This is a genomic window from Streptomyces sp. NPDC008163 (genome assembly GCF_042956885.1).
Taxonomy (GTDB): domain Bacteria; phylum Actinomycetota; class Actinomycetes; order Streptomycetales; family Streptomycetaceae; genus Streptomyces; species Streptomyces drozdowiczii_A.
Map to the genome: position 1 here is coordinate 175,299 of NZ_JBIBHG010000015.1, position 13,732 is coordinate 189,030.

Annotated in this window: 5 protein-coding genes and 1 tRNA gene; 1 reads left to right on the plus strand and 5 read right to left on the minus strand. The window is 69.8% G+C overall.

The window, feature by feature from the left end; translation table 11 throughout:
• Nucleotides 1-69: 69 nt before the first annotated feature.
• The 4 genes from ACFZAT_RS29265 to ACFZAT_RS29280 all read right to left on the minus strand — a co-directional run bounded on the left by ACFZAT_RS29265 (nt 70) and on the right by ACFZAT_RS29280 (nt 10,364).
• Entirely contained in the window at nt 70-873 is an 804-nt protein-coding gene (locus ACFZAT_RS29265) for a RodZ domain-containing protein (protein ID WP_391268535.1), read from the minus strand.
• A gap of 201 nt (nt 874-1,074) precedes the next feature.
• Entirely contained in the window at nt 1,075-3,837 is a 2,763-nt protein-coding gene (locus ACFZAT_RS29270; RefSeq protein WP_391268536.1) for a DNA translocase FtsK, read from the minus strand.
• Nucleotides 3,838-4,023: 186 nt separating this feature from the next.
• Nucleotides 4,024-4,701 (minus strand): response regulator, encoded by a 678-nt coding sequence (locus tag ACFZAT_RS29275; RefSeq protein ID WP_391268537.1) that lies wholly within the window; start codon nt 4,699-4,701, stop codon nt 4,024-4,026.
• A 245-nt stretch (nt 4,702-4,946) separates the two neighbouring features.
• Nucleotides 4,947-10,364 (minus strand): HAMP domain-containing protein, encoded by a 5,418-nt coding sequence (locus tag ACFZAT_RS29280; protein ID WP_391268546.1) that lies wholly within the window; start codon nt 10,362-10,364, stop codon nt 4,947-4,949.
• 411 nt (nt 10,365-10,775) lie between these two features.
• Here ACFZAT_RS29280 and ACFZAT_RS29285 point away from each other — a divergent pair, with 411 nt between their 5' ends.
• A complete protein-coding gene (locus tag ACFZAT_RS29285) occupies nt 10,776-13,382 on the plus strand; it encodes a SpoIIE family protein phosphatase (RefSeq protein ID WP_391268538.1) in 2,607 nt (868 codons plus the stop codon).
• Nucleotides 13,383-13,435: 53 nt separating this feature from the next.
• On the opposite strand, the gene ACFZAT_RS29290 is transcribed toward ACFZAT_RS29285, so the two are convergent.
• Nucleotides 13,436-13,508 (minus strand) — tRNA-Thr (locus ACFZAT_RS29290).
• Nucleotides 13,509-13,732 lie beyond the last annotated feature (224 nt).

The following is a 13,732-nucleotide window of genomic DNA, read 5'->3' on the forward strand; positions in this document are numbered from 1 at the left end:
GACAAAGACGGCGAGCGCCCGGCACGGTGGCCGGGCGCTCGCCGCGCCGCGATGTCTCCGGGTGACCGGTCAGCCGACCTCGGGGTCGCCCTTGGTGTACGAGAGGCGTTCGACCTGTCCGGGCTTGAACTGGTCCTCGACCTTCTTCCCGTTCACGAAGAGCTCGATCGAGCCCGCGTTGCCGAGGATGAGGTCGACGCGCTCCTTGTCCTGGAAGGTCTTCGACTCGCCCTGCTGGAGGGTGCCGTCGAAGAGGGCCCGGCCGTTGTGGTCCTTGGCCGAGATCCAGCTCTTGCCCTGGGTGGCGCTGAGCTTGACGGTGACCTTGTCCTGGGGCGCCGCGGCGATGGCGCTCTCGGACGGGGCCGGCTTGGGGTCGGCGGGCTTGCTGGCGGAGGGCTTCGGGGCGATCTTGTCGGAGGTCGGCCCCTCGGCCACACGGCCGGCGGTCGACGGCCCGTCGTCGCCGCCCTTGAAGAAGGTGAAGCCGACGAAGCCGATCACGGCGACGATCGCCGCGACCATGGCCGCCGTCCAGTTGGGCCTGCGGGGTTCGGAGCGGATGCGTTCGGCCTCGAACAGCGGCGCCGCCGGTGTGGGCGCGGGACGGCCGCCGTGCTCGGCGTCGTACTGCGCGATCAGCGGTTCCGGATCGGTGCCGACGGCACGGGCGAACGTACGGATGTGGCCGCGGGCGTACACGTCGCCGCCGCAGCGGGAGAAGTCGTCCTGCTCGATCGCGTGCACGATGGGGATGCGCACCCGGGTGGACGTGCTGACCTCTTCGACCGTGAGACCTGCGGCCAGACGAGCCTGCTGAAGCACTCGGCCGATCGAAGGCCGGTCGTCTTCGGGGGAGTTGCCGATGGACACGGGGGCGCCTTTCGAGCGTGAGCCACCTGCTGGGTGTTCAGTCTAGGGGGGGTACGAAAGGGTGGGGCAACCGGGCGGGTGGACTTTGTACGCCATCAGATTCGAACAGAGCCGGTTTCGTCGGGACGCCCCGGGGAAGGACGTTCCGTCCTTCCCTTCAACTTGACGTACGGCCCGGCGAAACGGTTGCCCGCAAAACTCTTACGAAGCGGTTTCCCCACGAATCTGTGCCAACACCCCGTCGAGCTCGTCGGGTTTCACCAGGACGTCGCGCGCCTTGGAGCCCTCGCTCGGTCCGACGATGTTGCGCGACTCCATCAGGTCCATGAGCCGCCCGGCCTTGGCGAAGCCGACCCGCAGCTTGCGCTGGAGCATCGAGGTCGATCCGAACTGGGTGGAGACGACCAGCTCGGCCGCCTGGCACAGCAGGTCGAGGTCGTCGCCGATGTCCTCGTCGATCTCCTTCTTCTGCTTCGTGCCGACCACGACGTCGTCGCGGAAGACCGGGGCCATCTGGTCCTTGCAGTGCTGGACGACGGCCGCGACCTCGTCCTCGGTGACGAAGGCACCCTGCATACGGGTCGGCTTGTTCGCCCCCATCGGCAGGAACAGACCGTCACCCTTTCCGATGAGCTTCTCGGCGCCGGGCTGGTCCAGGATGACGCGGCTGTCGGCGAGCGAGGAGGTGGCGAAGGCGAGCCGCGAGGGCACGTTCGCCTTGATCAGACCGGTGACGACGTCCACCGAGGGCCGCTGTGTGGCGAGCACCAGGTGGATGCCGGCGGCGCGGGCCAGCTGGGTGATGCGGACGATCGAGTCCTCGACGTCGCGCGGGGCGACCATCATCAGGTCGGCCAGCTCGTCGACGATCACCAGCAGATACGGGTACGGCGCGAGCTCCCGTTCGCTGCCCTCGGGCGTCTTGAGCTTGCCGGTGCGCACCGCGTGGTTGAAGTCGTCGATGTGCCGGTAGCCGAAGGCCGCGAGGTCGTCGTAGCGAAGGTCCATCTCCCGTACGACCCACTGGAGCGCCTCGGCGGCCTTCTTGGGGTTGGTGATGATCGGCGTGATCAGGTGCGGGATGCCCTCGTACGCGGTGAGCTCGACGCGCTTCGGGTCGACCAGGACCATCCGGACGTCCTCCGGAGTGGCCCGCACCATGATCGAGGTGATCAGGCAGTTGATGCAGGACGACTTGCCGGAACCGGTCGCACCGGCCACCAGGACGTGCGGCATCTTCGCGAGGTTGGCCATCTCATAGCCGCCCTCGACGTTCTTGCCGAGCGCGACGAGCATGGGGTGGTCGTCCTCGGCCGCGTCCGCCAGCCGCAGCACGTCGCCGAGGTTGACCATCTCCCGGTCGGAGTTGGGGATCTCGATGCCGACCGCGGACTTGCCCGGGATCGGCGAGATGATGCGGACATCGGGGCTGGCGACGGCGTACGCGATGTTCTTGGTGAGCGCCGTGATCCGCTCGACCTTCACGGCCGGGCCGAGCTCCACCTCGTACCGCGTCACCGTCGGCCCGCGGGTGAAGCCGGTGACGGCGGCGTCCACCTTGAACTCGGTGAACACGTTGGTCAGCGAGGCGACGATCGCGTCGTTGGCGGCGCTCCGGGTCTTGCCGGGTCCGCCGCGCTCCAGCAGGTCGAGCGAGGGCAGCGAGTACGTGATGTCGCCGGAGAGCTGGAGCTGCTCGGCCCGGGCGGGCAGCGACTGCGGCTCGGGGGGCTCGGGGGCCGGCTTGGTCAGATCGGGCACCCCGGCCCCGGGCGTGGCCTCCGTGCGCTTCCCGGCGGACTTGCCGCCCGTCTCCGCCTCCCGGGCGCCCGGCACCGGGGTGCCCGTCCGCTCGCGGTCCACCGAGACGCCCTGGGTCAGGTCGGCGACGACCGGCGAGGGCGGCATGCCGTTGAGCACGGCCCCGTCCAGCGCGGCGGCAGCGGCGGCCGCGACGTCCACCGCGTCCATCGTGCGGTTCATCGCCGGCTGCACCGACGGCCTGCGCGGCCTGCGGCGCTTGGTCAGCGCCTCGGTCTCCGCGAGGTCCGGGTCGTACGCGTCGGGGGCCTGGGAGCGGCGGGAGCGGGGCGGGAGCGTCTCGCGCCACTGCTCGTCGTACCGCTCGTCGTCCTCGCCGTCCTGGGCATCGGGGTCGTAGGCCGGCTCCACGATGCCCAGCTTGACGCCGAGCAGCCGCAGCCGCTGCGGGATGGCGTTCACCGGGGTCGCCGTGACGACCAGCAGCCCGAAGACGGTGAGCAGCAGGAGCAGCGGCACGGCCAGCACCTCGCCCATGGCGAAGATCAGTGGCTTGGAAGCGGCCCAGCCGATGAGGCCGCCCGCGTCCTGCATGGCCTCGGTTCCCTCGTCGCGCCCCGGCGCACCGCACGCGATGTGGACCTGCCCGAGCACGCCGACGACCAGGGCGGAGAGGCCGATGACGATGCGGCCGTTGGCCTCGGGCCGCTGGGGATAGAGGATCAGCCGCACCGCGACGGCGCCCAGCAGTATCGGTACGAGGAGGTCGAGGCGGCCGAACGCCCCGGTGACCAGCATCTCCACCAGATCGCCCACCGGGCCGCGCAGATTCGACCAGGTGCCCGCGGCGACGATCAGCGCGAGGCCGAGCAGCAGCAGCGCGACGCCGTCCTTGCGATGGGCGGGGTCGAGGCCCTTGGCGCCGCGCCCTATGCCGCGGAACATCGCGCCGACACCGTGGGCCGCGCCCAGCCAGAGAGCCCGCGCCAGCCGGTACACCCCGTTCGTGGGCGAAGGTACCGGCCGAGGCGGGGCGGCCTTCTTCGCCGCGGTCCTCTTGGCCGGGGCCTTCTTCGCGGGCGCCCTCTTCGCTGCGGTCTTCTTGGCGGGCGCGGCTTTCTTCGCCGGACCCGGGCCACCGCCGACGCGCTTCGCGGTGCCCGCCGTGCCCTGGGAACCCTTGCCGGACGTACGTGAGGCCATGGGGCCGAGGTTACCGGTGTCGACGCCTGTGAACACGTGCGCGTACCGGTTCACCCGTCCGTGTCGCCCTGCGCGAGCCGGAAACTGACGCGCCCTCACCGGCGGGCGCGCACGGAAACCCCGCAGCCGCCCGCCAGTTGCCCCGGTCACGCCCGAAGAGGCCCCGGGCAGAAGGCGGGTACGCCGTTACGTGGGAACAGCCGCCGACGCCCCGCCGGTGCCCGGCTCCAGCGCGTCGAGCGCGCGGCGCAGCCCGGTCAGCTTCCGTTCGAGATGAGCGGCCGTCGCCACCGCGCCCGCGTCGGCGGACTCGTCGTCGAGCTGCTTCGACAGCGCCTCCGCCTGCTCCTCGACGGCCGCGAGCCGCGCGGAGAGCTCGGCCAGCAGACCGGCGGGCTCCCGCTCCTGCTGGGCGTTGGTCTGGCCGCCGCCCTCCAGCTGGAGCCGCAGCAGCGCCGCCTGCTCCCGCAGCTGGCAGTTCTTCATGTACAGCTCGACGAAGACCGAGACCTTGGCGCGGAGCACCCATGGGTCGAACGGCTTCGAGATGTAGTCCACCGCGCCGGCCGCGTAACCCCGGAAGGTGTGGTGCGGACCGTGATTGATCGCGGTGAGGAAGATGATCGGGATGTCCCGGGTCCGTTCCCGCCGCTTGATGTGCGCGGCGGTTTCGAAACCGTCCATGCCCGGCATCTGGACGTCCAGCAGAATCACCGCGAAGTCGTCCGTGAGCAGCGCTTTGAGCGCCTCCTCCCCTGACGATGCCCGTACCAGTGTCTGATCGAGCGCAGAGAGGATGGCCTCCAGCGCCAGCAGATTCTCCGGCCGGTCATCGACCAGGAGGATCTTGGCCTTCTGCACCATGGCCCGTCCTCCTCGCCCCGGAATTGCACCGGGCGCCGCCCCGGGGGACGACTCCCTTACGCCGCCCGTCCCTGTGCCGGTCATGGTAGCCGCACCCCGGCGGTCACCACACCCTGTCACCGTGATGTCACTGTGCACGTACCGGAAACGTGGCGGGGGACCAGAAGGTTCCCCGCAATCCGCGTTCCCACACTCCTTCGGACACCACCGGTCAACAAATCTTCATGGATTCTCTCAGTGGGCGGTCACTCACCGCGCACGTACCCTTCCATGACCGAAAGAAGATGGTCGGGATCGACCGGCTTGGTGACATAGTCGGACGCACCCGATTCGAGCGCCTTCTCCTTGTCGCCCTTCATCGCCTTGGCGGTCAGGGCCACGATCGGCAGCTCGGCGAACTGCGGCATCCTGCGGATCGCCGAGGTCGTCGCGTAGCCGTCCATCTCCGGCATCATGATGTCCATCAGTACGACCGTCACATCGTCGTGCTGCTCCAGGACTTCGATGCCCTCGCGCCCGTTCTCGGCGTAGAGGACCGTCAGTCCGTGCTGTTCCAGCACGCTGGTGAGCGCGAAGACGTTACGGACGTCGTCGTCGACGATCAGCACCTTCTCGCCGCCGAACCGGAACGTCCTGCGCGGCTGTTCGGGCTCCTCCTCGCCGCCCACGGTCCACGCCTCCGGCTCGACGGCCGGAACCGGCTGCGGAGCGGGGGCGGGCACCGGACGGGGCGGCAGCGCGGGCTGCTGCTGGGCGCCTCCCAGAGCCTTGCGCCGGCGGCGCGGGGCGGCCTCGGGTACGTACACCTGTCCGGCCTCCGGCGTCCGGCCGCCGTCGATCGCGGCGGTCTGGTCGTCAGCCTGCCCCGGTGCGAGCTGCGGGTAGCCCTGCGGCGGGAGTTCGCTCGGGTGCAGCGGCAGGTACAGGGTGAAGGTGGAGCCGCGGCCGGGCTCGCTCGCCGCGTGGATCTCGCCGCCCAGCAGCCGCGCGATCTCGCGGCTGATGGAGAGGCCGAGGCCCGTGCCACCGTACTTCCGGCTGGTCGTCCCGTCCGCCTGCTTGAACGCCTCGAAGATGACCCGCATCTTGCTGGCCGCGATGCCGATGCCCGTGTCGGTCACCGAGAAGGCGATCAGCTCGGCGTCCGCGTCCCGCAGCGAACCGGCCTCCAGCAGCTGCTCGCGGATGGCGTCCGGCACCTCCTGGCCCGCATGCCTGATCACCAGCTCGACGGCCCCGCTGTCGGTGAACTTCACGGCGTTGGAGAGCAGGTTGCGCAACACCTGGAGCAGCCGCTGCTCGTCCGTGTGCAGCGTGGCCGGCAGCTCCGGCGACACCCGTACGGAGAAGTCCAGCCCCTTTTCCGCGGTGAGCGGCCGGAACGTCGCCTCCACATAGTCCACGAGCTGCACCAGGGCGATCCGCGTCGGGCTGACGTCCATCTTGCCCGCCTCGACCTTCGAAAGGTCGAGGATGTCGTTGATCAGCTGGAGCAGATCGGAACCGGCCCCGTGGATCGTCTCGGCGAATTCCACCTGCTTCGGCGAGAGATTGCCCTCGGCGTTGTCCGCGAGCAGCTTGGCCAGAATGAGCAGCGAGTTGAGCGGCGTGCGCAGCTCGTGGGACATGTTCGCCAGGAACTCGGACTTGTAGCGCATCGAGACGGCGAGCTGTTCGGCGCGCTCCTCCAGGACCTGCCGCGCCTCCTCGATCTCGGTGTTCTTGACCTCGATGTCGCGGTTCTGCCTGGCCAGCAGCTCGGCCTTCTCCTCAAGTTCGGCGTTGGAGGCCTGGAGCGCCTTCTGCCGGTTCTCCAATTCCTGCGAGCGGTCGCGCAATTGCTCGGTGAGCTCCTGCGACTGTTCCAGCAGCTTCTCGGTCGTCGTGTTGACACTGATGGTGTTGACGCTCGTGGCGATCATTTCCGCGAGCTGGTTCAGGAAGTCGCGCTGGATGTGCGTGAACGGCTGGAACGAGGCCAGCTCGATGACTCCGAGGACCTTGCCCTCGAACAGCACCGGAAGCACGATCACATGGGCGGGCGGCGCCTCGCCGAGCCCGGAGGAGATCTTCAGGTACCCCGGCGGCACGTTGTCCACCTGGATCGTCCGCTTCTCCTCGGCGGCCGTACCGATGAGCGTCTCGCCCGGCCGGAAGGACGTCGGCATGGAGCCGGCGGAGTAGCCGTAGCTTCCCCGCATCCGCAGCTCGTACGCCCCCTCGGCCTCGGCGCCCAGCGCGTCGGTCTCGCCGGTGGGCGTGGCCAGGAAGAAGGCGCCGTGCTGTGCGGAGACGACGGGGGTCAGCTCGCTCATGATCAGCGAGGCCACGTCGTCCAGGTCGCGCCGCCCCTGCATCAGACCGGAGATCCGGGCGAGATTGCCCTTCAGCCAGTCCTGCTCCTTGTTGGTGGCCGTGGTGTCGCGCAGGTTCGCGATCATCGTGTTGATGTTGTCCTGGAGCGCCTGGATCTCGCCCGCCGCGTCCACGTCGATCTTCAGGTTCAGGTCGCCGCGCGTCACCGCCGTGGCGACGGCCGCGATGGCGCGCACCTGACGGGTGAGGTTCCCGGCCATCTCGTTCACGGACTCGGTGAGGTCGCGCCAGGTGCCGTCCACGTCGCGCACCCGCGCCTGGCCGCCCAGCTGGCCCTCGGTGCCCACCTCGCGAGCGACCCGGGTCACCTGCTCGGCGAACGACGACAGCTGGTCGACCATCGTGTTGATGGTGTTCTTCAGCTGCTGGATCTCGCCGCGTGCGTCGATGTCGATCTTCTTGGTCAGGTCGCCCTTGGCGATGGCCGTCGTGACGGCGGCGATCTGGCGCACCTGGCCCGTCAGGTTGGACGCCATCGAGTTCACGGACTCGGTGAGGTCCTTCCACGTACCGGAGACGCCCGGGACGCGCGCCTGGCCGCCCAGCTCGCCCTCGGTGCCCACCTCGCGGGCGACGCGGGTCACCTCGTCCGCGAACGAGGACAGGGTCGTCACCATCGTGTTGACGGTGTCGGCCAGCTCGGCGACCTCGCCGCGCGCCTCGACGGTGACCTTCTTCGTCAGGTCGCCGTTGGCGACGGCGGACGAGACGCGGGAGATGTTGCGCACCTGGCTGGTCAGGTTGTTGGCCATCAGGTTGACGTTGTCGCTGAGGTCCTTCCAGATGCCCGTCGCCCCGCGAACGCGCGCCTGGCCGCCGAGGATGCCCTCGGTGCCCACCTCGCGCGCGACGCGGGTCACCTCGTCGGCGAAGTTGAGCAGCTGGTCGACCATCGTGTTGACCGTCGTCACCAGTTCGAGGATCTCGCCCTTGGCATCGACGGTGATCTTCTTGGACAGGTCACCGTTGGCGACCGCCGTCGTCACCTCGGCGATGTTCCGCACCTGGAGGGTGAGGTTGTTCGCCATGCCGTTGACGGACTGGGTGAGGTCCTTCCACGTACCGGAGACCCCCTGCACCTCGGCCTGACCGCCCAGGATGCCCTCGGTACCCACCTCGCGGGCCACCCGCGTCACCTGCTCCGCGAAGTTCGAGAGCTGGTCGACCATGGTGTTGAGGGTGTTCTTGAGTTCCAGGATCTCGCCCCGCGCGTCCACGTCGATCTTCTGCGACAGGTCTCCGCGCGCCACCGCCGTGGCGACCTGCGCGATGTTACGGACCTGAGCGGTCAGGTTCCCCGCCATCCCGTTCACGGAGTCCGTCAGATCACGCCACACACCGGCCACGCCGGGCACCTGCGCCTGACCGCCGAGGCGCCCGTCCGTACCCACCTCGCGGGCGACCCTGGTCACCTGCTCGGCGAAGGCGGAGAGCTGGTCGACCATCGTGTTGATGGTGTTCTTCAGCTCCAGGATCTCGCCCCGCGCGTCCACGTCGATCTTCTGCGACAGGTCGCCCCGCGCCACCGCCGTCGTGACCTGCGCGATCTGGCGCACCTGGGAGGTCAGGTTCCCCGCCATGAAGTTGACGGAGTCGGTGAGCTCCTTCCACGTACCGGAGACGCCGTCCACCCGCGCCTGACCGCCGAGGCGGCCCTCGGTGCCCACGTCACGCGCCATCCGCGTGACCTGGTCGGCGAATGAGGAGAGCTGCGCCACCATCGTGTTGACGGTGTTCTTCAGCTCCAGCATCTCGCCGGCCACGTCGACGGTGACCTTCTGCGACAGGTCGCCGTTGGCGACGGCCGTCGTGACCTGCGCGATGTCGCGCACCTGACCGGTCAGGTTGCGGAAGGCCGTGTTCACGGAGTCCGTGAGGTCCTTCCAGGTCCCGGCAGCGCCCGGCACCTCGGCCTGCCCGCCGAGCCGGCCCTCGACGCCGACCTCCCGGGCGACCCGGGTCACTTCCGAGCCGAAGGACTGGAGCTGGTCCACCATCGTGTTGACGGTGTTCTTCAGCTCCAGCATCTCGCCGGCCACGTCGACGGTGACCTTCTGCGTCATGTCACCGCTGGCCACCGCCGTCGTCACCTGGGCGATGTCGCGCACCTGGGTCGTCAGGTTCCGGAAGACCGTGTTCACCGAGTCGGTGAGGTCCTTCCAGGTCCCGGCAGCGCCCGGTACCTGTGCCTGGCCGCCGAGCACACCCTGCCCGCCGACCTCGCTGGCCACGCGGGTGACCTCGTCAGCGAAGGTGCGCAGCGTCTCGGTCATCTGGTTGATCGTCTCGGCGAGCTGGGCGACCTCGCCCCGCGCGCTGACCTGCACCTTCTGCGACAGGTCTCCGTTGGCGACCGCCGTCGTCACCTCCGCGATGCCGCGCACCTGGGAGGTGAGGTTGCCGGCCATCGTGTTGACGGAGTCCGTCAGGTCCTTCCACACCCCGGCCACGCCCGGCACCACCGCCTGGCCGCCGAGCTCCCCCTCCGTGCCCACCTCACGGGCGACCCGGGTCACTTCCGAGGAGAACGAGGACAGCTGGTCCACCATCGTGTTGACGGTGTTCTTCAGCTGGAGCATCTCGCCGGCCACATGGACGGTGACCTTCCGCGACAGGTCACCCTTGGCCACGGCCGTCGTCACCAGCGCGATGTCGCGCACCTGTGCGGTCAGCCGGTACGCCATGGTGTTGACGGAGTCCGTGAGGTCCTTCCAGGACCCGGACATCCCGCGCACCTGCGCCTGCCCGCCCAGCTTGCCCTCGGTGCCCACCTCGACCGCGACCCGCGTCACCTGCTCGGTGAACGCCGACAGCTGGTCGACCAGGTTGTTGACGGTACGGGCGACCTTCAGGAACTCGCCGCGCAGCGGCCGTACCGTGTCGTCCGTCGTGTGTGAGCGCAGCTCCATCCGCTGTTCGAGATCGCCGTCGGCCACCGCCGACAGCACCCGCCCGACCTCCGAGACCGGACGCGCGAGATCGTCCACCAGCTCGTTGGAGGCGTCGATCGCGGCGGCCCAGGAGCCCTCGCAGGCACCGGTCTCCAGGCGCTCGGTGAGCTTGCCCTCCCGCCCGACGACGCGCCGCACCCGGGCCAGCTCGCCGGTGAGGTGCACATTGCGGTCGGCGACCTCGTTGAAGACCGCGGCGAGCTCCGCCATCACGCCTTCGCCGGAGACCGTGACGCGCCTGCGGAAGTTCCCGTCGCGCATGGCGACCAGACCGGTCAGCAGTCTGTGGAGCGCCGCCGCGTCTACCTCGACGGTTCCATTGCGCTGCTTCTTCACGGACTGCCCGCCCTTACTGCGCGTACCCGAACCCCGCGCCGCCACGTCAGACTCCACCGTGTCCCTCCCGCAGGGGTTGACCATCTAGCTAGAACCTCGCCCGAGAGCCTGCCCAGATCTTCCACGGCTCATCGCCACAGCCCACCGTCGACGGGTGACCATGCGGACGTCAAATCGTTGAAACGTACCAGGCGGGAACCGGTCGGGGTGGAACCTCCCATGGTTGTCCCACATCCCTCCGAGGGGAAGCCCATACTGTGCGGTCATCCGTCCGTTCCCGCCCGGGCCTGTCCGAAGTCCGCCCTCGTGTACCCGGTGCACGGGGGGAGCGTCTAGCCTGGCAGGCGAATCGAAGCGGCGAGATACGGGCACGGACTCGGGGAAGCGACGAGACACCATATGGGGAGTGCTGTGATCACGGCGCGTGCGGCTGCCACCTTCGACCCGGTGGCGCGCTCCGTCGCGACGGCCCGTGCCTTTGTCCGCGACACGCTCCAGGGCTGGGGGTACACGGACGTCGTCGACGACGCCGTCGTCCTGACCAGCGAGCTCGTCACCAATGCCGTGATCCACGCCGGCACCGCCGCAGACGTGCTGTGTCTGCGCACGGAGGACGGCGTACGGGTGGAGATCGCCGATCACTACCCGGAGCGGGAGATCCCACTCCAGCCGGCCGCCCTCGATCTCGGCAGCCTGGACAGCGAGAACGGCCGCGGTCTGCTGCTGTGCGCGGCTCTCGCTTCCCGGTGGGGCGTCGAATACTCCCCCACGCGCAAACATGTCTGGTTCCAGCTCGATCTTCCGGACCGCCCGGTGGGCGTCCGCTCGGCCGGTCCGATGCTTCCCGTGGGACTGCTCCCGGTCACCGACGAGCGGGTCAGGGTCGCCGTCGTCCAGATCGACAGCGAGGGCGCCGTCGCCGCGTGGAACGACGACGCCACGTACCTCTTCGGATACACGTCGGACCAGGTCGTCGGCAAGCAGCTCACCGACTTCACCGCCTGGCCGCAGACCCCCGGCACCAGCACCGGCATCGCGGACGCCCTGCGGCTCTCCCGCTGGGAGGGCAGTTACGGCATCCGGGGCGCCGACGGCCGCACCATCCCGGTCTACGGCTCCCACCTGCGCGTGAGGGACCCCCAGGGCGAACCGTCCACGGTCTGCCTGCTGGTCCGCGACTACGAACGCGCGGTCCTCCAGACCCCGGTGCGCGCTCCCGTCTCGGACGCCGCCGAGAGCCGCAAGACGGACCCCTTCGAGGTCTTCATCGGCTCTCCCGCCCCCGACGACCTCGACGGCCTGCTCCAGCGCACCGTCGAGCGGGCGCGGGACATGCTGGACGCCGACGCCGCCTTCCTCCTGCTGGCCACGGACGACGAGACCGAGCTGGAGGTGCGCGCCACGACGGGCCTGCCCTCCGCCCGCCAGCGCTTCGCCCGCGTCCCCGTGGAGGCCGGAACCGGCCGGTACGGCTCCGCCCGGATGCCCGCCGTCCACGAGGACCTGGACGCCGTCCCCGGGGCGGTCCCGCTGCTCGGCAACACCGGCATGCGCTCGGTGGTCACGGTCCCGCTGAAGGTCGAGGGACGCCTCACGGGCTCTCTGGGCGTCGCGGCCGAGGCCGCCGGCCGCTATTCCAACGAGGAGGCGCTGCGCCTCCAGTTCGCCGCGGACCGGATCGCCCTCGCCGTCGAGTCGGCGCGCCTCGGTGAGCTGGAGCGGCTGCGCCGCGGCTCGCTGTCCTTCCTCGTCGAGGCCTCGGACCTGCTGGCGGGCACCCTGGACCGGAACCAGACGCTGGCCCTGATGGCCCAGATGACGGTGCCGACGCTGGCGACGTGGTGCGCCGTCTACACGATCGCCGACCCCGCCTCGGACCCGGAGCTCTCCTACGTGCTGCACGAGGACGAGGAGCGCATCGACGGGCTCAAGGGCCTGCTCACCAGAATCTCCCCGCCGGAGCCCGTACGGACCCCCGGGGCGCGGGTGTGGGCGGCTCCTTCCCAGGCCGCCCACGAAGCGGCGCTGCGGACCTCGATGCGGAGCATTGGGATCGGCGACCCCGGCGGTCTCGGCTCGACCACGCGTACGACGCTGGCGACCGCGGCGGCGGTGGGCGGCGAGACCGTCGTACTGCCCCTGGTCGCCCGTAACCGCGTCATCGGCATGCTGACACTCGGCAAGCCGTCCGACGACCACTTCCGCCAGGAGATCCTGGAGCTGGCCGAGGACCTGTCCCGCCGGGCCGCCCTGGCCCTGGACAACGCCCGCCTGTACTCGGAGCGCACGGCGATCAGCCAGTCCCTCCAGCGCAGCCTGCTTCCCCCGGGCCTGCCCGCCGTGCCCAACGTCGAGGTGGACGTCATCTACCGCGCGGCCGGCGAGGGCAATGAGGTCGGTGGCGACTTCTACGACGTCTTCCCGATCCGGGACGGCGCGTACGGGTTCGCCATCGGCGATGTGTGCGGTACGGGGCCGGAGGCGGCGGCCGTCACGGGCCTGGCCCGCCACGCGCTGCGCCTGCTGGCCCGCGAGGGCTTCGGCGGCCCCGCGGTCCTGGAGCGGCTCAACGCCGCGATCCTGGACGAGGGGACCCGAAGCCGCTTTCTCACGCTGCTCTATGGCGAGCTGTGGCCGCAGGAGGACGGCAGCGCCCTTCTGAAGGTCGTCTGCGCGGGCCATCCGCTGCCGCTGCGTCTGCGCCAGGACGGCTCGGTGGAGCCGGCGGCGGACCCGCAGCCGCTCCTGGGCGTCATGGAGGACCTGGAGCTGTACGAGCAGGAGTTCACGCTGGAGCCGGGCGATGTCCTGTTGTGCGTGACGGACGGCGTGACGGAGCGCCGTGAGGGCACGCGGATGCTCGGCGACGACGGCCTGGCGGACGTGCTCTCCCACTGCACGGGGCTTACGGCGGGCGCGGTCGCCGCACGCATCCTCCGCGCCGTCGAACGCTTCGCCGCCGAACCGCCCTCGGACGACATGGCCATCCTGACGATGAGGGTCCCGGAACCCCAGTAGGCCCCCGGGCATGACAAAAGGCCCCGCCATCTGGCGGGGCCTTTCTTATTCTGAGCCCCAATGCGGAATCGAACCGCAGACCTTCTCCTTACCATGGAGACGCTCTACCGACTGAGCTATTGGGGCCTTGCTGCCCTGCGGCAACGAGCTAAAGCATACCCTGATCCAGGGGTTATGCAAAACCGCCTGAGCCGGCGGGTGCACAGCGGTTCCAGGTGGCTTGAACGGGGATACCGAGAGCCCCCAGAAACGCGGAAGAGCCCCGTGCCACAAGGGCACGGGGCTCTTCCTAAAAGGAGTTCGGCGGCGTCCTACTCTCCCACAGGGTCCCCCCTGCAGTACCATCGGCG

What these genes read in the sequence shown, in the direction of transcription:
- ACFZAT_RS29270 (WP_391268536.1), bottom strand. Translation starts at nt 3,837, where the DNA reads ATGGCCTCACGTACGTCCGGCAAGGGTTCCCAGGGCACGGCGGGCACC.
- ACFZAT_RS29275 (WP_391268537.1), bottom strand. Translation starts at nt 4,701, where the DNA reads ATGGTGCAGAAGGCCAAGATCCTCCTGGTCGATGACCGGCCGGAGAAT.